Genomic DNA, 20,524 nt, shown 5'->3' on the forward strand with positions numbered 1-20,524 from the left:
ACTTTTTGGGGGCAGTCTAAAATGGGTCTTTTTTATTTGTGTGAAACTATGTTTTTATATTATTTTTTTAATAACTCTTAGTTTGTGAGTATGTCTATTAGTTTCAGCATTGTAAATTCCTAAATGATCTAATCTATCTATTCTGACTTTACCAGAAGCATGAATAATGTAGTTGTCGTCCATCATGATGCCTACATGAATAATGTTTCCTTCTTCATTATCAAAAAAAGCTAAATCTCCTGGTTCACTTTCTTCAATAAAACTTAAGGCTTCTCCTTGAGTAGCTTGCTCGGAAGCATCACGTAATATTTTATATCCATTTAGTTTATAAACCATTTGTGTAAAACCTGAACAATCAATTCCAAAAGGTGTTTTTCCACCCCAAAGATATGGAGTGTTTAGATACATAAAAGCTGTATTAATTAAATTTGATTTTTCTTTTATGCCGCAAATCTTAATACCTTCAAAAATATAATTAGAAGTATTTATTTGCTCGTTATCTAAAAAAGAAAGGCAACTTCCTAGTGGTATTGGAGTTAATTGATTATTTGTACTAGTGATATATTCAATTAAATCTCCATTTAAAACAATAGGAGATTTTTCTATTGAAATAAATTGATCTTCATTAATTGTGTCATATTGCTTGTTGTCTATCCAACCAGTGTATCTGTCAAAAGCAGACTCTATATGAGTCCATTTTTCTAATTTTTCTAAGATTCTGAAATGCTCACCAAATAATAATTGAGAAACTTGTTCGCTTCTATCTGACGGTTCAAATCTTAGAGGTATAATAGCTAGATTACAAATTCCAAACATTGATATGCAACTAAAAGTGAGATGAATTATGAGTTAGAACAAAATTACGATTCCTAACTCATAATTCATAATTTAATTTATGCTCTTTCAATAACAATAGCAGAAGCACCACCACCACCATTGCAAATTGCAGCAGCACCTAATTTTGCATTGTTTTGCTCTAATACATTTATTAAAGTAACAATAATTCTTGCTCCAGAGCAACCAAGTGGGTGTCCTAAAGAAACGGCACCACCATTTACATTTATGTTATCTTCTTTTAGTCCAAGAATTTTAGCATTTGCTAAACCTACAACTGCAAAAGCTTCATTAAATTCAAAATATTCAATATCACTAATGGATAATCCAGCTTTGTCAAGCGCTTTAGGTAATGCTTTTGCTGGTGTTGTAGTAAACCATTTTGGTTCTTGTGCTGCATCTGCATATGATTTAATATATGCTAATGGCTTTAAACCTAATGAATTTGCTTTTTCTTCACTCATTAAAACTAAGGCAGCTGCACCATCATTTATTGTAGATGCATTTGCTGCGGTAACAGTTCCATCTTTTGTAAATACAGGTGAAAGAGTTGGTATTTTTTCTAATTTTACATTAGTAAATTCTTCATCTTTTGATACGATAATTGCATCTCCGCGTCTTTGTGGAACTTCAACAGAAACTATTTCTGAATCAAACTTTCCATTTTCCCAAGCTTCAGCAGAACGTTTGTAAGACTGTATAGCAAAATTATCTTGTTCTTCTCTAGATATTTTATATTCTGTAGCGCACAAATCTGCACAAGTACCCATGGCTTGATTATCGTAAGCATCAACTAATCCGTCTTTTTGCATGCCATCAACCAGTGTTGTTGGGCCGAATTTAACACCATTTCTCATCTGAACGTAATGTGGTATTAAACTCATGTTTTCCATTCCACCAGCAATAACAATATCTGCATCACCAGTAATGATCGCTTGTGCTCCTTGCATAACTGCTTTCATTCCACTTGCACAAACTTTGTTAATAGTTGTACATGGAACAGTGTTAGGAATTCCAGCAAAAATGGCAGCCTGCCTTGCGGGAGCTTGTCCATTACCAGCTTGTACTACATTACCCATTAATACTTCGTCAACATATTTAGGATCTAAATTGATTTTATTTAATGCTCCTTTTATAGCAGTTGCTCCTAATTTAGTTGCAGGAACAGAAGATAAAGCACCCATAAAACTTCCTATAGGTGTTCTTACTGCAGAAACTATAACAACTTTTTTCATAATATGGTTTTTTTTAATTGAATTGCGAATTTACTATTTTTATTGATAAAAATTACATTTTTTATAATTTTAGAAATTAAAAAAACTGTTTACATGAAAAATATTTATTTTCTTTGAAAAATAAATTAGTTTCTATCTATTTGAATTATAGTAGCTTCTGATAAATAAGTGAAAAAAGTAAAAAAAAAACTTAATAAATGTTGTAAATTAAGATAGTAAGACATACATTTGCAACCGCAAAAAAGATCAGTTCTTTGCAAGTTTAATAGGAGAGGTGCCGGAGTGGTAACGGAGCAGATTGCTAATCTGTCGACGAGCAATCGTCGCCAGGGTTCGAGTCCCTGTCTCTCCGCTTTTTTCGGGGTGTAGCGTAGCCCGGTCATCGCGCCTGCTTTGGGAGCAGGAGGTCGCAGGTTCGAATCCTGCCACCCCGACGAAAAATATTAAGGTTGCGTAGCTCAGCTGGATAGAGCAACTCACTTCTAATGAGTAGGTCCCAGGTTCGAATCCTGGCGCGATCACAAAAGCCTAGTAAGTTTACTAGGCTTTTTTGTTTTTAAAAGATTACTATTATTTTTAATAATTTTTTAAATTGCGACAGCACTAAAACTGTTTGCCTAATGAAGTTATTTTTTAATTTTTTTTTATTTCTGATTGTTACTTCCTCTTATAGTCAAATTGGGACTAATGCATTAGAAAAGAAGGCAGATTCACTTCATGAAAAAAAAAGCTATTCAAAAGCAATTCGTCTTCGAGAATTTTATTTGAGTAATATTAAAAATAAACAATCAAGTCAGTATATAAATAATGAAATTAAATTATACTTATCAAAATATTACCTTACAACTAATTGGAATGAAAAGTTAGAATTACTAGAAGAAATAAATAAAAAAATTACTTCTGAAACATCCTTATCTGAAAATTTTAAATTTGAGTTTTTTGAAAACTATTATTTAACAATTGGTAATGCAACTGGTGATTGGGTTAAATCACTTGAAATTGCTTTAGATTATTTAAAAAATATCAATACGAAAAATTACAAATTAAATTTTCGTAAAAAAATAAAATTATTGCAAGATATTGCATTTATATATAAAGAGTTAGATAATGAAAACAAAGCAATAGAATATTATAAAACTGCTGAAGAAATTTATTTTAAAAAGGGTTTAATTGAATCCAATGAAGTAGCTTTCTTGTATAATAACCTAGGTACTTCATCGTATAAGGTTTCAGATTTTAAAAATTCTCAAAATTATTATATTAGAGCTACTTCAATCTGGGAAAGAGACTTGATTAATAATACTGATAATTTAATACTATCTTATAATAGTTTAATAAGTAACTTATTAGAATATGGAAATCTTGAAAACGCAAAATATTATCTATCTAAGCTTAAAAGAATAATCTTTTCTTTAAGAGATAAAAGTTCTTTATCCTTACAAAAAGGAACTTTACTTTATTTGCATAATCAATTGAAAATAAATATTGCTGAAAAAAAGGAGAATGAAGCCTCAATTACCTATCATCAATTATATGATTACTTTATTAAGTTAACTGATAAAAAATCAGTATTAGTAAGTTTTTCTGATGCGACAAGTATTTATGCAGAATATTCATATAGAAAAAAAGAGTATAAAAAAGCATTTTTATTATTAGATAAGGCTGAAAAAATATTAATTCCATTTACTGATAAAAAAGCATTAATAGACCTGTATTCTTTTTATAGTTATTTTTGGAGAGAATTAAAAGACTTTAATAAAGCACATTTTTATATTGATGAAGGTATTCTACTTTGTAATGAAAATGAATTTAGAGATTTAGCAGGTTTGTATACTAGCAAAGCCATGATTTTTTTCCAAGAAAAATCTTTTATTGAATCTGAAAAAAACTTTGATAAAGCTGTTTCCTATATCGAACTATGTAAGAATGCAGATTTTTATTTGCTTTCATATAATAGTGAGATTGCAAAAGAGTATTTTGATATTTATGAAGTAACTAAAAAAACAAGTTGTTTAAAAAAAGCTTACAAAGGATATAAACTTTCGGTCAATCTTTTCAATAATATTTATGAAAATGATATATTTAATTATAGTTTAGAAGAATATGTGAAAAAGATTAGAAATGGTCTTCTAAATATTGCTTTAATTAATCCTAATCATAATGTTGAAATTATTGAAATGATTGAAAATACACAATCTAAATATCTTTGTAAAAACTTTTTAATGAACAAAAGAATAAAAAGTTTTGATGAAGTTGCAAATTACTTATCGGAAATAAATACATTAAAATCTAAGTTGTCTTTTTACTTAAAAAGTAATTCAGCAAATAAGTTTAAAATCAATCAATTAAAGAATGAGATTGATTTATTAGAGAGAAAAATCAAGGAAGAGTTTCCATATTTGAATACCTTTTTGAATCCAAATTTTAATTTAAATCAATTTTTATCAAAAACTAATTCTCCTATTTTGGTATATTATCAAACAGATGATAGTGTATACGGTGTTTATATTAAAACGAATGATGATATCAAGGTAAAAAAGATTTGTGATTTAAAACTGTTAAATGAAAAAGTAATCATTTTTTTGTCAAAAATAGATATCAGAAATTCTGTAGATACTGTTTCAAAAGAATTATATGATATACTACTAGCGCCATTTGATATAAAAAATGATGAAATAACAATTATTACTAATACCTTTTTAAATAAATTACCGTTTGAAGCTCTATTGAATAAGGAAAATAAATTTCTTGTGGAACAATTGAAAATAAATTATTCTACTTCTTTATCTCTTTTGGAATTACAAAAAGCGAAACATCAAAATAAAGCTATTAAAATTGCTGTTTTTCAACCTGATTACAAAAATAGTGATTATACTTCCTTGCCATTTGCTAAAAAAGAGGCATTATTTTTAAAAAATAATTTTGATTCCAACTACTTTACCGCCAGTCAAGCTACCATAAATAATTTTTTGAAATATAAAGAAAATACAATTTATCACTTAGCGATGCACGCTAAGATTGATTATGAAAATGAATTTAAATCAAAACTTATTTTTCATGACAATGATTTGTTTTTTTCTGATTTATATGCATTGAATTTACCTTTAGACTTAGTAGTTCTTAGTGCTTGTGAAACAGGTTTAGGGAAAAGTCAAGAAGGAGAAGGTATTATGAGTATCTCTAGAGCCTTTACTTTTAGTGGTGTTTCAGCTACCATTCATAGTTTATGGCAAACTCCAGATAAACAAGGGTATGAAATTATGCAGTATTTTTATGAATTTTTGAATGAAGGTTTACCTAAAAATGAAGCTTTACAAAAGGCTAAAATTAAATTCCTTTCTACAGTAAAAGCTCAAGAACTCAAGCATCCTTATTATTGGTCAGGTTTTGTTTTAAATGGAAATCCTGATGCCTTGGTTGTTAAAACTAATTATTTCTATTTTATACTTTTGGGATTAGTTATTATAGGAATTCTATTGGTTTTCTTTTTAAAGTTTCGAAAGTAACTCTTTTGCTTCTGAACTTTTAAAGGTTCCTTTTTCTGTAAGTAGTGTTAGTTCTTTTTTAGCTTTTTTTACTTGATTTAATTTCAAAAAACAAAGTGATTTAAACCACATAGATTTCTCTTTGTATGCCTCTGACCAATTTACAGATTCAAATAAGTTTAAAGCTTCTTTATGTTGTTCTAATTCCATTAAAGAGATAGCTTTATAGAATGGAATGTAGTCTACTTTCGAAATTTTTAAGGCCAAATCAAATAATTCATTCGCTTTAGCATACTCTTCTAAATCATAAGCAATAAAAGCTTCTTCAATTACCGATTTGTCATTCATATCACTTCTAGTATTTGAAACCTCTGTATTGGGATAGGCTTCAAAATAGCTGTTGTATAAGTCTGTATTATTGGAGTTATTGCTAAAAAAAATAAACCATAATGAAAGCATTACTAATAAAATAGCAGCATATGGTAAATAACGTTTTAGATTAAAAATAGGCATATCATCACTATTTTCAAATTGTTGGATTTCCTTTTTAATTTTTTGTCTTTCTGAAACAACAACAGCATTTTTCAATTCGCTATAAAACTCAAATTCTTTTTTAAAATCGGGATCTTCAACTAGCAATTTATTGAAAAGTAGTTTTTCTTCTTCGGTTAAATTGTGTTCAAAATATTTTTCAATTAGTTCATGCATCATTTCTTTAGATTTAGGGATTTTTTTAAATGAGAAATGCATCTCGATTTCTGACTTTTTAAAACATCTTTATTTTCATAGTTTAAAATCGTTTGTATTTCCTCTAATTTTTTGTTTTCAAAATAAAATAGACTTAAAATTTTTTGACATTGTTCTCCTAAATTCTCATAAGCCTTTTTAAGTGCTATTTCTCGCTCGTTTAGAGTGTTATCTTCAGTAGTATACGATTCTGTTATTACAGTATTTTCAAACTCACTTAAATCAACTGTTTTCTTTGTCTTCAGATAATTAAAAATCATAAATTTTCCGATTCCAATAAAATATGTATTTATACTGCTTTTTAAATCATCAATGCTATTCTTTCTAGCATTTTCAACTAGCGCAACTATACTATCTTGATAGATGTCTAAGGCAACTTCATTAGGAATAGAATAACGGTTTGCCAACTTGAAAAAAGACAATTTATTATCAAGATAAATCTTCTTTATAGTAGCTGTATCGTTTTGTTTTATTCTTTCAACTATGTTGTTTTTATTCATTAGTAGAAAATGTTTTGTAAAGTAAACTTTAAAGCAAAAATAATATTTATGGGTTTACTTTTTTGTTTTTTTTCTACAAATGAGCAATAAACATTTAAAATCTATAAATCATGAAGAAATTTTATGCACTGTTACTAATGACTTTCGCTTTTAGTCATTGCACTCATGCACAGTTTTTTAAAAAATTACAAGACAAAGCCCAGCAGTCTATGGAACGTGCTTTGGAAAGAAAAACAGATGAGAAAATTGATCAAACTACAGAAGCGACTGTAGATACTATTTTTGAAGCCCCTAAAAAAATAACAAAGAAAAAACAAAGAAAACAGAAAAAAGCAAGTAAAGAATCAAATGTTGATACACAAGAAATGATTTCTCAAATGGGTAATGCTGCTCATGAACCTAAATATGTTTTTCCTGTAATAGCAACTATTGAAGTAGAAGATGTAAACGCTAATAGTAAAAAAACAACTATGAAACAAGGCTATGGCAAAGAGGCTTTGATCACAGAAATGGAAAAAAATGGAGATCCTTTTATCATTGATATGAAAAATGAATCTGCGATTATGTTAAATATTTCTAGTGGAACGGCTCAAGTGATGTCTTTAGAATGGATGGAAAAGATAATGGGTAACCAAAATATCTCAAGTGAAGAAGCTTCAGACGTTGTTCCTTCAGTAAAAAAAACAGGAAAAACAAAAGTAATGAATGGGTATACTTGCCATGAATACAATATTACTTACGATGAAGGAAAAATTAATGCTTGGTATGCTCCTGATGTAAAATTTGATTATCAAGATTATTTGAGAGGAATGTCAAAATTATTCTCCAAGAAAAAAGAAGAAAATCCAATACAACTTTTAAATACAGACTATGGTTACGTTATGGAAATGACTTTTTTCAATAAACAATCCAAAAAACAAAACTCTATGAAAGTAATTGCTTTAGAGGAAAAAGTGAGAATGATAAATATGAGTTTGTTTAAAATCCAAAAATTATAAAATGAAAAAAATTAATGCACTACTAATATCAATTGTAATGTTTTTAAGTTGCCAAGATGCAAAAGAAAAAGCATCTGAAAATGTTACAAACTCAGTAATTGAAAAAACACTCAATCAAGTTGGTGTTGCTTCTGAAAATATTGAAAGAGCCAATCAAAATAAAGCTGAAATTGAAATTACTTATGACGGACAAAATCTATTTAGTAAAGATGAAAATTTTAAAACTATCATGAATACAGCAGGAAAACAGATGATGGTTTTCTCTATTGATAGTGAAGATGCAAAGATTAATATATCCTTCTCAGGACTGAAAGATATGTTAGACGTCAAGCCTATTATTGGAAAAAATAAAGAAGGAAAGTTAGATCCTAAAGATGCCAATGGTACAGTAGTAACTATTGTAATAGCTAAGGAAAATGGGTTTGTTTATACGTTGCTAGAAGGTGAAGCTACAATAACAAAATTAGTACAAGATGAAGTTAGTATTGAATTTTCTGGTAAAGCTGGAACTTTTTTAGATGCCAATAAACCCGAAAATTGGAAACCCATTCATGGAAAAATAATAAGTAAATATCCTGTAATGAATTTTATTCAGGTTAAAAAAGAAGAGTTATTCTATTAAAATTTAAAAAAAAAAATAAAAATGAAAAAAAATATTTCAACCCTATTATTCGTGTCGATTTTTTCTTTGATTTCATGTTCAAAAGATGATGATGGAACAGTACAACAAGAAACCTTAGGAAATGCTAAAAAAGTAATACTTAATACTTATTCGGAGCAAGGTAACATAACAACCACTACTTTGTATGAATTTAGTTATAATGAAAATAATTTACTATCAGCAATGAAAATTTCCAATGTTGATGGTGTTAAGAACAGAACAATCAATTATAACGCAGATAAAAAAGTTTCTCAAATTACTCAAACATTCAATAATGTTACTAAAATTCTTACTGTTGCTTATAATGGAGAGAACGCTACTGTTTCAATATCTGGACAAAATGAACCCTATGGTTTAACTTATAATACTACTAATGGCACTTATAATTATTCTAATGGAACAGACTCAGGAACTCTCACCTATGGAGAAAATCAGAATTTGATAGGAATTTCTTCAAATAATATCTCTGTATTTTCTAAAAACATAGTACCAAGTATTAAAGGTATCTACGCAAATCAAGATAAATTATTCGCATTTATTTCATCTTTTTTATCCAATGGAGATTTTTTGTTTTTTGATAGAAATGCTGCATCAACATTGTTTTTTAATAATGAAAATTATTCTATTACTAATGAATCAGAAAAAGGCAGTTTAACATATTATGCTATGATAAACACTAATACTCAGGTAAAAATTGCCGATGTAATAATCATTTATTAATTTATTTCATACTGAAAACAAAATGAAAAAAATCACAACAATAATTACATTTTTGTTTGTAATACTACTACAAGCACAAAATTTTACAGGCACTTGGAATACTCCTTTTGGCGATGTAAGATTAATTCACGAAGATCAATTTGTATATGGAGATTATTCTTCAATAGGTATAATTGATGCCATACAAACAGGATATACTATTAATGGGAAGTTTACCAATAACGGAAAAGTAGGAGAGTTCTACTTCAAATTAGCGTCAGATAATAAATCGTTTACTGGTGAATGGAAATGGCAAGGAGATACTAAAAATCAAGGCAATTGGACAGGAACTTTAAAATCAGATTCTTACCCAAGTTTAAAAATGGACAAATGGACTGGTCAATATGAGTTCAATGCTTATCCAGGAGTGTTTAATAAAAAACTAAACTTACAACAAAAAGGGTTACGATTGGTAGGTAAATTTGATGATGGAAAATCTTTTTTCGGAAAACTAGACAATGATTTGAAAACGGTAGCCTATGGTTCGTTTTATCATGAAAATACTCAGTATAGTCTTTACAAAAGTTATATAAAAACAGAAAACAGTGAAAATATAACAGCTTGGTATGGACAAATAGGAAAATTAAATACTAATGAAAAGGTTAAGTTTTATGCAAAATTTTTAAAACCGATGACTGTAGCTGAATTTACTTCTTTGACAGGAGGAAATAGTACATCGGCTACAAATTATACAAAAGCTACTGGAGGCTTAACAACAGTTTCACAAGGATTAAGTAATTCAACTAGTAGTATAAAAACGAAAAAAGATTATGAGGGAAGGTATAGAGTAACACTTACACATATAAAAGCGGATATTGACACTTTTTTTTATGATTTAGATAATCCTTTAACATGGAATGTAGATATTTTTGGTACAGCGGGAATTCGGATGTATGGAAAGTCAACTTCAAGTAATGTTGAAATTAAAGCTATTGGAAACAAGAAACCAAGACTATGGGATATTTCTTCCTCAGACCCTGTTAAGCTGAAACAAAATAGTGGTCTGAATAATCCAGATAGTAGTAACGAAAATTCTGAAAGCATATATGAATTAATAAAAGTTTCAGATTCTAACATGTATTATAATATCGATAGGATTATCGAATTTGATATAAAAGGAGATTTAGCAAATGAAAATTTGGAAGTAAATGTTCAAATGGACGTTACACAAAAACTGACTGGAAGACCAGATTATAAATTTGGTTGGAAACAAAGAAGTATAAAAATCAAAGACATCGAGTTTGGTAAGCAATATTATTTAGTAAATAAAAAAGACAAAGATAATTGGATAGCAATAGGTTTTAAAATTGAAAAAAACTAATAAAATGAAAAATCTAAAAATAGTTATTGTTTTCTTTCTAATTCAATTCTGTTATGCTCAAGTTGACGGCACTTACAGTACTAATTTTGGTATTGTAAAATTAATACAAGAAGATTCAATTGTATACGGAGATTATGGAGAAAGAGGAACCGTAGTGGGCAAATTTATAGTGGATAAATTTAATGGACAGGGATATTTAGTGGGAACATTTGCTCATGGAGACAATAAATGGGGTTCGTTTAAATGGAGTTTTGTATCCAATACATTTTCTGGAAAATGGGGTTGGAATTCCTCATTATCAGGAGGAAATTGGAATGGAGAAATTATATATGATAAACCTTCAACTACAATGAAATCTGCTATTTGGAGTGGTATTTGGGAGACTGATTTTGGTAAAATTGTTTTAGAGCAAACTGGAAATAAGGTTAAAGGGAAATATAGAAATCTTGGTTACATAGAAGCAACTGTTGTTGGTGATAAACTTATAGGAACTTTTACAAATAATGGAAGTAAAGGAAATTTTGAATTCACCATGGAATGTAACGCTTTTAAAGGGAAATGGAGTTGGAACAATTCTCTAAAAGATAAATGGAATGGTACCAAAGCTACAAAATCAAATTTGTGTGATGATTCTCCTTATGGAGGTCTTTACAGAATTAAGGTGATTGATATGCAAACTACATGCATTGGAAGATCGCAATTAGCTAGTACGATTCAACTTTATGGTGCGATAGGAATTAGAATATATGGAAAGAGTAAATCAGGAACTATTGATATACCATCAATTAAAAATTACCCTGCCAGAATTTGGGATTATAGTGGTGGTTCTGATACGTTTGATGTGAAGCAGAATGCAGGTACAAGATATAATGATGTTTTTGGTGATGCTATTTTTTATTTAGGTAAAAAAGCGATTAATAAGGAACGATTTTATTTAATAAAAGGAGAATTAGCCAATCAAGAGTTACAAGTAAATGTACAATGCAATTTAAAAGAAGAAAAGAATTTAAGACAAGATATCAACTTTGGTTTTCACCAAAGAGCTATTCTTATAAAAGATGTTAAAATGGGTAAACCCAACTATTTTATAATTGTAAATGGTGACAACACCTTCAGAATTACATATATAGTTGATAAATTATAATAAAATGAAAAATATCGCAAACACAATACTAGTAGTATTTCTAATAAGTTGTACTTCTAAAAAGGAAAATACAAATTCAGATAATAAGGAAGCTGCCATAGAAAATGAGGTGTCAGAAAAAGTAATGTTAGTCAATCCTTGTGATTTAGTTTCTATGGATGATATTGCTTCAGCTTTTGGAATAGATATTGCAACAATCGAAAGTTATGCTAGAAACCCATATCCAGATACTAATAGATGTGAATTTATATGGAATGATCCAAATGAGGTTACTAAAGCAAGTCAAATCATGATTACGATTTCTTCCAATTTAGAAATGGAGGACATGCCTCGTAAATTCTCCAATATGTTACGAATGGACATAGAAAAAGGAGTTATGGGAACTAAACAGCAAATCATAAAACCAACTCCAATTGACGGCTTTGGAGCAAATGCGTATCATTGGGTTGAACCTGATTTTCAAAATGTTCAAAAAATTAAATTTCAGTCTAATGAAGCCTATTTAATTGAGATACTTTTTAATTCTTCAGAAACAGTAAATTCAGAAGAGATAAAAGAAAAACTACTTCAAATTGGTAAAAACATAAAACAAAAAATATAATGACAAAAAGTATATTAAAAACAATAGCAATTTTATTGTTATTAACGATTGTATCATGTTCAAAAGATGATGATAGTGATCCTGTTGAAACACCAGAAAAAAAGCTTAAAAGCATCACTTCTTCTAAAGGAGTAACAACTAAAACAACTACTTTTAATTATGATACTTCTGGAAAATGGATATCTGGTGTAAATCGTTTTGGTAAAAATTACAGTGTAAGTTATACTAGCAATGATAAAATTTCATCGTTTGATGTAGAGAATCAATCTAGTGGTGTAGAATACCTTTATTCTCCAGCTCCTGATTTTTCTTTAAATAAAATTAAAGTAGATACTTATGAAACGGATTTAATATACAACAACTTTAGAATATCAGACTTTGAATTTTTCGATCCTTCTTTGGAAAACACTGTCAATGTTACTTATGATGCTGTTGGTAGAATAGCAACAATAACGAATAATGATGAACAAACCCGTTTTTCTTATACTTACGATTCTTCGAATCGAATTATTCGAGTAGATCAATTAGGCACAGGAAGTCCTGCAGAGCCTTATGTTTTAACATCGTATGCTGAATATGAGTACGAATCGCATAAAAATCCGGTCTATAAATTCTTTAAGCAACAAATGGATTTTGGTCAATTTATATTTTCACCAATTGAAATTTATCCTTATTTCAGTCGTATTTTTGCTTATACGGATTATAACAATATTTATATTTTACCAGAATATAACATTAAATCTGTTAAAGAGTATAGTGTAAATAATACTACTCAACCTATTTTTGACGTAACCATGAGCTATACTTTAGAAAATGAAAAAGTAATGTCATTTACAACAACAACTATCTATAATGGAACTACTTCTTCTGAACTAACAAGTTATACATATGAAAACTAAATTTTTGATAGTACTGTTTTTATCTTGTTTTACTCTATTAGCTCAAGATATTGATAAAGCAAAAGATCATGAATTATTGACTCGTTATCCTGGTTCTAAAATTATTTATTACTTCCAAAAAGACTACAATGAATTAAAATTTGCTGTTAAAGCTGCGAAACCAGAAAAAGAGCCTCAAAAATGGTTAGATGTTTCAGGATACCAAACTTCAATTGTGTATGAAGTTCCTATAGGTAAATCTACTGTTGAGGTAATGAAAAATTACCAAGATGCTTTTAAAGCCAATAATGCCGAAATTTTGTTCCAATGTAAAGGCGGTGAATGTGATGGAACAACGGCTTGGTATAGTGCTAAGTTTTTTGAAAAAGTCTACGGTAAAGACAACCGACAAAGTAACGGGGAAACAGGACATTATTATGATTTTGGAGCCTATCATGTTGCCCAACGCTATATGGTTGGTAAAATAATTACTTCTGATAAAATTTATTTCATTGAAATTGGAATGACTCCAGCTTATGATGGGAAACCTGTAAAAGTATGTGTGGAAGTAATCGAACAAGAAGCATTACAAAGTGGTTTAATTCAAATTAATGCAGATGTAATTAAAGACAAACTGGAAAAAGAAGGCAAATTAATTCTAGATGGAATCTTATTTGACACAGGAAAAGCCACTTTAAAGCAAAGTTCATTTTCAGTTATTGAAATGGTAGGCGAATATTTAAATAAAAACCCAAAAGCTAGAATTTATATTGTTGGCCATACCGATGATGTAGGGTCTTTAGATACTAATTTGCAATTATCTGAAGATAGAGCAGGAGCTGTTGTGAGCGCTTTGATGAATAATTATGGTGATTTTGGAACCGGATTAACTCCATTAGGCGTTGGACCTGCTTGTCCAGTTGCTACCAATGAAACAGAGGAAGGAAGAATGAAAAATAGAAGAGTGGAAATTGTTTTAAAAAAGAAATAAGATAGATTTTTTTTGTTTTTGGGTTTACTTTTTAATTGGTTTTCTACCAATGTATAAAGTGAACCCATTTTTTATTCTAAAAAGTGGATGAAAACAATTAAAAATCTTTACTTATGAAAATTAAAAAAATTACTTTATTACATGCTTGTCTGTTATTTTCCAGTTTTTTATTACATGCTCAGTATAATTTTGAGCTTATAAAAGACATTAATCCAAATGGTGATTCTAACCCAGGCAAGTTTACTTACTTTAACAGCAAACTCATTTTTACAGCAGACGATGGAGTGCATGGTAGAGAACCTTGGATATCTGATGGCACTAACGCAGGAACTTTTATGCTTAAAGATATAAACCCTAATGGAGATACGACTCCTACCCAATTTTATGAATGCAATGGAAAAGTTTATTTTAATGCAGATGACGGAGTGAATTCTGGACTTTGGGTTACCGACGGTACTACAGTTGGAACTCAATTTTTAAAGAATGTATACATTAGTATAGATATATTTAGTACTTCGGCAATAGTTTTTAACGAATTATTGTATTTTTCAGGAACAGACAGCACATCTGATACAGAATTATGGGTGACAGACGGTACTACAGTAGGTACACAATTAGTCAAAGATTTGTATTCGAGCATTAGTAGTAATCCACTAGATTTTGAAGTTTTAAATGGAAACTTATACTTTAGTGCTAGAAATCCACAAACAAGTTCAATAGCATTGTGGATTTCCGATGGTACAACTTTAGGTACCACAGTTTTAAGTAATGCTCCTATTGAACCGTTCGAATTAACTGCTTTTGGAGGTAAAATCTATTTTAGCGCCCAAAACAACAGTAATGGTATTGAACTTTGGAGTACAGATGGCACTACCGCAGGAACACAATTGCTTAAAGATATTTATCCTGGAACTGAAAGTTCTAGACCTTTTAATTTTAAAGTATTCAATAATAAATTATTTTTTATTGCAAATGATGGTGCTGTAGGAAAAGAATTATGGGTGACAGATGGAACTACAGCAGGAACAGTGCTTTTTAGCAACTTGTTAACTCCCGGAGATTCTAATCCAGAAGAGTTTACTGTAGTAAATAATTTACTATTCTTTAGAGCAAATGGTACAACAGTAGGGGAAGAACTTTTTGCTACTTATGGAGTTTCTGGTAATTTAAATACTTTTTTAGTTAAAGATATTCTTCCTTTTGCTGGAAGTAGTAAGCCTCGTTTTCTAAATGAATATAATAATGAGCTAATCTTTACTGCTGATGAGACTGCTATTTTCGCATACGATTTATGGGTTTCAAATGGAACACAACCAGGTACTATAAAAATTTCACCTCCTATAGCTCCTAATGTTGGCCCATTAACGGATAACGGTAGAAATTTTACTAAAGTTAACAACTCCTTGTTTTTTACAGCAAGCTTTAATTCTAATGGAAATGAATTGTGGAAACTTACAGCAACTAATTTATCAACTTCAGAATTTGATCTATTAAACGAATTAAAAGTCTATCCAAACCCTACAGATGATTTAGTTACTATCCAGTTTCAAAATGATTTTAAAGGGAGTTATTCTTTGTTTAATCAATTAGGAAAACAAATCCTAACTCATACTATTAATTCACTTGAAACTCAAATTTCATTAGAAAAGTGTACCTCAGGAATGTATCTTTTAGTTTTAAGTAGTGATAATGGAGAACAAATTCAAACCTATAAAATTCTAAAAAAATAAACAGTACAAAAAAACAGTTACACAAAAACAAAAAAATCATGAATAAAAAAATATACATATTAATTGCTTTTTTTTGGCTTAGTCAATTAAGTATAGCACAATACCAGTTTACACAAGTAGCCGAAATTAACGCTGGAAGTGATGGTAGTAATCCAAGGTATTTTATGGAATATAATGGAGAATTGTATTTTAATGCTTCTGTTAGTTTTCAGCAAAAACTATATAAAACGTCAGGTTCAGGAGCTACTTTAGTGGCTGATATAAATGGAAATGGTGTGGGTTATAACCCTAAACCTTTAAAAGTAATTAATAATAAATTACTTTTTCTCGCCTCTTCTCAAGCACATGGTGGAGAGCTTTTTATAACAGATGGAACTGCTTCTGGTACAGAAGTCTTATTGGATATTTATCCAGGTCCAAATGGATCAAGTCTTAACTATGATTATCTCGATTTCTATGGAGAATTAAATGGAGAATTGTATTTTTGGGCACGAGAAGTTTCAGGGCCTTATTCGCTTTGGAAAACAGATGGTACTCCTTCAGGAACAGTTAAGGTTTTAGATCCTTCTTTTTCAGGAGGGCCAAATTATATGACAACCTATAACGGGAAAATTTACTTCACGGCTTATAGTGCACCAGGCGAAAATCCTGAATTGTATGTTACTGATGGAACTGCTAGTGGAACCGGACTGTTTTTAGAAATTAACCCTTCAACAGCATCAAATTTGTCTTCTGGTTCTAATCCAAATGATTTGTTTGTATATGATAGCTATTTGTTTTTTTCTGCTGATGATGGAACCAATGGAAGAGAACTTTGGAGAACCGATGGGACAGCTATTGGAACAACCATGGTGGCAGACATTTTTCCAAATACTTTAAATCCTTCTTTTGGAAAAGGGAGTGGTCCAGATGATTTTATCGAATTTAATAACGAACTTTATTTTACAGCAAGAGGTTATGATGCAGGTTTAAACCAAATAACAGGCACTGAATTGTATAAATATACTGTTGCAAATGGCTGGAATCGAGTAAAAGACTTTTATTCTGGTAATTTAAATGATGGTATTAGCACTAGTAATCCTTTTTTTATTTTAAACAATGAGTTATATGTGATAGCAAAAGATGGAACAGCGAGTTCAAGAGAGATTTGGAAAACGGATGGTACGGAGAATGGAACAATAAAAGTGATCAATTCGAGTACTCTAAATAATGTCTCTCCTTATTTTTCATTGCTGGACAAAACATTTACAGTTTTAAATAACAAATTGTATTTTGAGCATAATGCACAACAGGTTTGGGTTACGGATGGAACAGATGCAGGTACACAGAAAATAACAAATACAGGTGTAACAAATGTGCCTACAGGTGTTACGGTTTTTCAACCTGTTGTTTACAATAATGAAGTTTATTTTGATGGGAAATATCCAACACAAGGAGTCGAACTTTGGAAAATAACAGATACTACTTTATCTATTGAAGATTTTAATTCAGAAAATGCAATTACTCTTTATCCAAATCCTACAATTGATATTGTTAATCTGAATACACAAATGATTAATTTTAAAATACAAGTATTTGATATTTTTGGAAAAGAAGTACTAAATGTGAAAAATGAAAGAGTAATAAGTCTTGAGAAATATGCTTCTGGTCTTTATTTTATTCAAGTGACTAACGAAAAATCATCTTATAAAAAAACCATTAAAATTATTAAGGGATAAGTGTGAGTTTGTTTGTAAAGCCTTGTGAAAGCAAGGCTTTTTTATTCTATACACCTCAAATAATCTATAAAATAAGAACTAGGTTTTAAAGATTGATTTAAAATTTCAGATTCTATTGCATCGGGTAAAATATAGTCTTTTGTTTCTCCTGAAAATTGAACACGCATTACTATAATACGTGATTTTTTTAAGTCCTCATAATTCATTTTGGTAAACATAAAATAACCTGTTAATAAACGTATATTACTTTTTTCTTCAGCAATGTACGAAAGGGCAGAACAGGTCTCATCATTAGAACTTATTAAAGTAATAATGGAACCGTTTTCCAATTGAAAAATAATTTTAGATTTTTTATTAAAACATTTTACAGGAATAAAATCAAAGCTTTTTTGAATTTGTTGAAAACTTAAGGTTGGAACTCCATTATTGTTTATTAAATTAAACTGAATGAATTCTTTAGAATTACCAAAGACTTTTTCATAGACTAATTTGCTATTTAAAGCTTTTATATACGTCGAATCTGTTTTTTCTTCGAAATCATATTTGCAATCTTTTTTTTGACTGAAATTTAAAAGAGGTAATAAGAAAAAAAGTAAAAATAATTGTTTCATGAGTTTTATATTTTTGAGCAAAGCAAAACTATTTTATTATTTTGAATATCTGTGGTAAAAAAAGCAAAAATCGTTCCACCATCTTTAATTTTGTACTTTTTTCTAATTTCATCCACTTTTATTGGAAAATTTCGAGTGGTGATATTCATTTTTTTGTTTTGCAAATGTGTTTTAATTTCACTTTTTTGGAAAGGAATTATGGCGTCTATTTTAAAACTTCTTCCAGGAAATTGAATTTTTTCATTTGAAGTGTACAAATGTGAATGTTGATGTAATTTATCTAGAGCAAATAAGTTAGAAAAGGCATTAAAATTCCCAGATTTTAGAAGTGCTACATTGGGTTCGTACAAGTACTTCTTTGGTAAAGAAAAGGTCGCAATAGACTCTTCGTTTGAAGAGGTAGTGACAATTTGAGTCTCTTCTTTTTCAATATTTATGGCGCTAATTGAAATAGTATCAGTATACTTGTTTTCTATTTCCCAAAGTAACTCTTTAACTTCGTTTTCAATGGCTAGAATATGAATTTTTTTAACAAATTGTAATTCTAGTAAACCTGATTGAATGTCTAAAAAAGGAGCGGTTTTAATGAGTATATTATTGGTAAACTGAAAATAAAAGTCCAAAAGTTCTGGGACATTTGGTTCACAATCTCTTAAAAGAAAAACTTTGCCTTTAGTATCATTTCTTCTTGAAGGATCAATATATAACCAACTAAATTTTTGATTTAAGTTTTCTAGTGTTTTTGTGCTATCACCAACGATACATTCAATATTTTTTTTACTTAATTGCTGAAAATTATGCTTCACAATAAAAGATAATTCAGGGTTAATTTCACAATGAATTACTTTTTGGAAAACGGAAGAAAAATAGTAATCATCTATACCAAAACCTCCTGATAAATCAATTAAATTTTCTCCAGATACTAAGGAACTTTTATATTTAGCTGCTATTTCTGAGGAAGTTTGTTCAATTGAAATTTTTGATGGATATAAAATTTTTGATGTATTGAACCAAGTAGGTAATTTTTTTTTAGCCTTTTGTTTAGAAACAATTTGATTGATAATTGAAATATAATCTATTGAAAACTCATTTTTATGAAATGCTAATTGACTGACATCTTTCTCAATATTAACGGAAATAAATTCTTGTATTTCAGGTTGTAATAATAATTTTAAAGAATGCATTAAATGTCTTTTGTTAAAGCTTTTATAATTCTATTATCAGGTAAAAACTCTTTGCCAATTACTTTAAGAGCAGTGTAAGATGGGACGGCAATTATCATTCCTGTTATACCAAATAAAATTCCTGCACAAATGATGACCAAAAATATCTCTAATGGGTGTGATTTAGTACTTTTTGAAAAAATAATAGGCTGACTTAAATTATTGTCTATCAATTGAACAACAAGCATACCACAAAGTACATACAAAGTGGTGGGAATTGTATTTTGAATAAAATCATGTCCAATACCACTAATCATTATTAGTACTGAAGCCACAATCATACCTAAAAGCGGACCTAAATAAGGGATAATGTTTAAAACGGCACAGAGTAATGCTATAATAAAAGCATTGTCTATACCAAAAATCAAAAATACAATTAGATATAATATTAATATGATGAATAATTGTAATAAAAGACCAATAAAATATCTTGAAAGTAAATGTTGAATTTTTTCCATTGATGTTAAAATCTTAGTCTTATGATTTCTAGGAAGTACAAATTTAAATATCCTAAAAGCTTGATCTTTTTCCCTTAGTAAAAAAAAGGATATAAAAAGAACTGAAGCTAATCCCATTCCAAAATTACCTACTATATTGATAATTCCATTAAAAATATTTGGTATAAAATTAAAATTAATTTTTGAAGAGATGTCAGAGCCTTCAAATACTTGTTTAAGATTAATATGATGGGATTCTAAATACAGACTTATTGAATTTACTATATCATTAAAACTACTTTCTAATGAATTAATATCTAAAAGAGAAAGGTTTTCTCCTTGAGAAATAATTAGTGGCACAAATAGCAAAGCGAAACTAACAATAAACAAAAGAGAGAGAAGCAAAGTAGTGATTACAGCTAATGTATTCTTAAATTTTAATTTATTTTTTAAAAATTGAACTATAGGGTTCGTAATTAAAGAGAAGACTACTGCAATTAGTAAGTAAACAATAACAATGAATATTTTATACAGTAAAATCAAAACAAGACTTATTCCTGTTAAAATAAGTAATGTTCTTAGTAAACCATTTGAAAGTTCTTTTGATGTCATGAACCAAAAATAAAAAAAAACTCGCTAACTGATAGCGAG

The 20,524-nt window shown here is 29.1% G+C and carries 18 protein-coding genes and 3 tRNA genes; 14 read left to right on the plus strand and 7 right to left on the minus strand.

From position 1 onward, the window contains the following. Window positions 1-54: 54 nt before the first annotated feature. Together FIA58_RS01130 and FIA58_RS01135 are read right to left on the minus strand one after the other, a co-directional pair. Entirely contained in the window at window positions 55-816 is a 762-nt protein-coding gene (locus FIA58_RS01130; protein WP_140959161.1) for a C40 family peptidase, read from the minus strand. A gap of 77 nt (window positions 817-893) precedes the next feature. Continuing rightward, entirely contained in the window at window positions 894-2,072 is a 1,179-nt protein-coding gene (locus FIA58_RS01135; protein ID WP_165928835.1) for an acetyl-CoA C-acyltransferase, read from the minus strand. A 265-nt stretch (window positions 2,073-2,337) separates the two neighbouring features. Here FIA58_RS01135 and FIA58_RS01140 point away from each other — a divergent pair. From FIA58_RS01140 to FIA58_RS01155, 4 genes are all read left to right on the plus strand, one after another. Next, a tRNA-Ser gene (locus tag FIA58_RS01140) sits at window positions 2,338-2,421 on the plus strand. Between the two features lie 7 nt (window positions 2,422-2,428). Next, window positions 2,429-2,503: transfer RNA gene (locus FIA58_RS01145), tRNA-Pro, on the plus strand. Between the two features lie 13 nt (window positions 2,504-2,516). Then, a tRNA-Arg gene (locus FIA58_RS01150) sits at window positions 2,517-2,590 on the plus strand. Window positions 2,591-2,689: 99 nt separating this feature from the next. Further along, window positions 2,690-5,575, plus strand: a complete 2,886-nt coding sequence (locus FIA58_RS01155) for a CHAT domain-containing protein (RefSeq protein WP_140959165.1) — start codon at window positions 2,690-2,692, stop codon at window positions 5,573-5,575. Here the strand turns inward: FIA58_RS01155 and FIA58_RS01160 are convergent. Continuing rightward, on the minus strand, window positions 5,558-6,265 hold the full coding sequence (locus FIA58_RS01160) for a tetratricopeptide repeat protein (protein ID WP_140959167.1): 708 nt from the start codon (window positions 6,263-6,265) through the stop codon (window positions 5,558-5,560). The two genes, FIA58_RS01155 and FIA58_RS01160, sit on opposite strands and share 18 nt — an antisense overlap. Continuing rightward, window positions 6,262-6,801, minus strand: coding sequence for an RNA polymerase sigma factor (locus FIA58_RS01165; RefSeq protein ID WP_140959169.1), 540 nt, complete (start codon window positions 6,799-6,801; stop codon window positions 6,262-6,264). Before FIA58_RS01165 ends, FIA58_RS01160 begins: the two co-directional genes overlap by 4 nt. A 110-nt stretch (window positions 6,802-6,911) precedes the next feature. On the opposite strand from FIA58_RS01165, the gene FIA58_RS01170 reads away from it, so the two are divergent. The 10 genes from FIA58_RS01170 (at window position 6,912) to FIA58_RS01215 (ending at window position 17,602) form a co-directional block, all read left to right on the plus strand. Then, window positions 6,912-7,799, plus strand: a complete 888-nt coding sequence (locus FIA58_RS01170) for a DUF4412 domain-containing protein (RefSeq protein ID WP_140959171.1) — start codon at window positions 6,912-6,914, stop codon at window positions 7,797-7,799. A gap of 1 nt (window position 7,800) precedes the next feature. Continuing rightward, a complete protein-coding gene (locus FIA58_RS01175) occupies window positions 7,801-8,421 on the plus strand; it encodes a hypothetical protein (protein WP_140959173.1) in 621 nt (206 codons plus the stop codon). A 21-nt stretch (window positions 8,422-8,442) separates the two neighbouring features. After that, window positions 8,443-9,180: a hypothetical protein gene (locus tag FIA58_RS01180; protein WP_140959175.1), complete on the plus strand. Its 738-nt coding sequence runs from the start codon at window positions 8,443-8,445 to the stop codon at window positions 9,178-9,180. 22 nt (window positions 9,181-9,202) lie between these two features. Continuing rightward, window positions 9,203-10,540 (plus strand): hypothetical protein, encoded by a 1,338-nt coding sequence (locus FIA58_RS01185; RefSeq protein ID WP_140959177.1) that lies wholly within the window; start codon window positions 9,203-9,205, stop codon window positions 10,538-10,540. 4 nt (window positions 10,541-10,544) lie between these two features. Then, window positions 10,545-11,684: a hypothetical protein gene (locus FIA58_RS01190; RefSeq protein WP_140959179.1), complete on the plus strand. Its 1,140-nt coding sequence runs from the start codon at window positions 10,545-10,547 to the stop codon at window positions 11,682-11,684. A 4-nt stretch (window positions 11,685-11,688) separates the two neighbouring features. Continuing rightward, window positions 11,689-12,285, plus strand: coding sequence for a hypothetical protein (locus FIA58_RS01195; RefSeq protein WP_140959181.1), 597 nt, complete (start codon window positions 11,689-11,691; stop codon window positions 12,283-12,285). Further along, on the plus strand, window positions 12,285-13,184 hold the full coding sequence (locus FIA58_RS01200; protein WP_140959183.1) for an RHS repeat domain-containing protein: 900 nt from the start codon (window positions 12,285-12,287) through the stop codon (window positions 13,182-13,184). Before FIA58_RS01195 ends, FIA58_RS01200 begins: the two co-directional genes overlap by 1 nt. Beyond that, window positions 13,174-14,154, plus strand: coding sequence for an OmpA family protein (locus FIA58_RS01205; protein ID WP_140959185.1), 981 nt, complete (start codon window positions 13,174-13,176; stop codon window positions 14,152-14,154). The genes FIA58_RS01200 and FIA58_RS01205 overlap by 11 nt, the downstream gene beginning before the upstream one ends. Window positions 14,155-14,267: 113 nt before the next feature. Next, on the plus strand, window positions 14,268-15,884 hold the full coding sequence (locus tag FIA58_RS01210) for an ELWxxDGT repeat protein (protein ID WP_140959187.1): 1,617 nt from the start codon (window positions 14,268-14,270) through the stop codon (window positions 15,882-15,884). A 38-nt stretch (window positions 15,885-15,922) separates the two neighbouring features. Further along, window positions 15,923-17,602 carry a T9SS type A sorting domain-containing protein gene (locus FIA58_RS01215; protein WP_140959189.1) on the plus strand — a complete coding sequence of 560 codons (1,680 nt, stop codon included), beginning with the start codon at window positions 15,923-15,925 and terminating at the stop codon, window positions 17,600-17,602. Window positions 17,603-17,643: 41 nt separating this feature from the next. Here the strand turns inward: FIA58_RS01215 and FIA58_RS01220 are convergent, their stop codons facing one another. From FIA58_RS01220 to FIA58_RS01230, 3 genes are read right to left on the minus strand one after another with little or no spacing between them, the layout of a single operon-like run. Next, the gene (locus FIA58_RS01220; RefSeq protein ID WP_140959191.1) at window positions 17,644-18,213 is read right to left on the minus strand and encodes a hypothetical protein; all 570 of its coding nucleotides are present in this window, start codon (window positions 18,211-18,213) and stop codon (window positions 17,644-17,646) included. Window positions 18,214-18,218: 5 nt separating this feature from the next. After that, window positions 18,219-19,397 (minus strand): THUMP-like domain-containing protein, encoded by a 1,179-nt coding sequence (locus FIA58_RS01225; RefSeq protein WP_140959193.1) that lies wholly within the window; start codon window positions 19,395-19,397, stop codon window positions 18,219-18,221. Further along, window positions 19,397-20,485: an AI-2E family transporter gene (locus FIA58_RS01230; protein ID WP_140959195.1), complete on the minus strand. Its 1,089-nt coding sequence runs from the start codon at window positions 20,483-20,485 to the stop codon at window positions 19,397-19,399. Before FIA58_RS01230 ends, FIA58_RS01225 begins: the two co-directional genes overlap by 1 nt. Window positions 20,486-20,524 lie beyond the last annotated feature (39 nt).

The sequence above is a fragment of the Flavobacterium jejuense genome (genome assembly GCF_006491595.2).
GTDB lineage: Bacteria > Bacteroidota > Bacteroidia > Flavobacteriales > Flavobacteriaceae > Flavobacterium > Flavobacterium jejuense.

Excerpts from the sequence above, each read along its gene's own strand:
- FIA58_RS01205 (WP_140959185.1), top strand. The coding sequence starts at position 13,174 with ATGAAAACTAAATTTTTGATAGTACTGTTTTTATCTTGTTTTACTCTA.
- FIA58_RS01220 (WP_140959191.1), bottom strand. The coding sequence starts at position 18,213 with ATGAAACAATTATTTTTACTTTTTTTCTTATTACCTCTTTTAAATTTC.
- FIA58_RS01185 (WP_140959177.1), top strand. The coding sequence starts at position 9,203 with ATGAAAAAAATCACAACAATAATTACATTTTTGTTTGTAATACTACTA.
- FIA58_RS01175 (WP_140959173.1), top strand. The coding sequence starts at position 7,801 with ATGAAAAAAATTAATGCACTACTAATATCAATTGTAATGTTTTTAAGT.
- FIA58_RS01180 (WP_140959175.1), top strand. The coding sequence starts at position 8,443 with ATGAAAAAAAATATTTCAACCCTATTATTCGTGTCGATTTTTTCTTTG.
- FIA58_RS01210 (WP_140959187.1), top strand. The coding sequence starts at position 14,268 with ATGAAAATTAAAAAAATTACTTTATTACATGCTTGTCTGTTATTTTCC.
- FIA58_RS01130 (WP_140959161.1), bottom strand. The coding sequence starts at position 816 with ATGTTTGGAATTTGTAATCTAGCTATTATACCTCTAAGATTTGAACCG.
- FIA58_RS01215 (WP_140959189.1), top strand. The coding sequence starts at position 15,923 with ATGAATAAAAAAATATACATATTAATTGCTTTTTTTTGGCTTAGTCAA.
- FIA58_RS01160 (WP_140959167.1), bottom strand. The coding sequence starts at position 6,265 with ATGATGCATGAACTAATTGAAAAATATTTTGAACACAATTTAACCGAA.
- FIA58_RS01225 (WP_140959193.1), bottom strand. The coding sequence starts at position 19,397 with ATGCATTCTTTAAAATTATTATTACAACCTGAAATACAAGAATTTATT.
- FIA58_RS01155 (WP_140959165.1), top strand. The coding sequence starts at position 2,690 with ATGAAGTTATTTTTTAATTTTTTTTTATTTCTGATTGTTACTTCCTCT.
- FIA58_RS01200 (WP_140959183.1), top strand. The coding sequence starts at position 12,285 with ATGACAAAAAGTATATTAAAAACAATAGCAATTTTATTGTTATTAACG.
- FIA58_RS01170 (WP_140959171.1), top strand. The coding sequence starts at position 6,912 with ATGAAGAAATTTTATGCACTGTTACTAATGACTTTCGCTTTTAGTCAT.
- FIA58_RS01190 (WP_140959179.1), top strand. The coding sequence starts at position 10,545 with ATGAAAAATCTAAAAATAGTTATTGTTTTCTTTCTAATTCAATTCTGT.
- FIA58_RS01165 (WP_140959169.1), bottom strand. The coding sequence starts at position 6,801 with ATGAATAAAAACAACATAGTTGAAAGAATAAAACAAAACGATACAGCT.
- FIA58_RS01230 (WP_140959195.1), bottom strand. The coding sequence starts at position 20,485 with ATGACATCAAAAGAACTTTCAAATGGTTTACTAAGAACATTACTTATT.
- FIA58_RS01195 (WP_140959181.1), top strand. The coding sequence starts at position 11,689 with ATGAAAAATATCGCAAACACAATACTAGTAGTATTTCTAATAAGTTGT.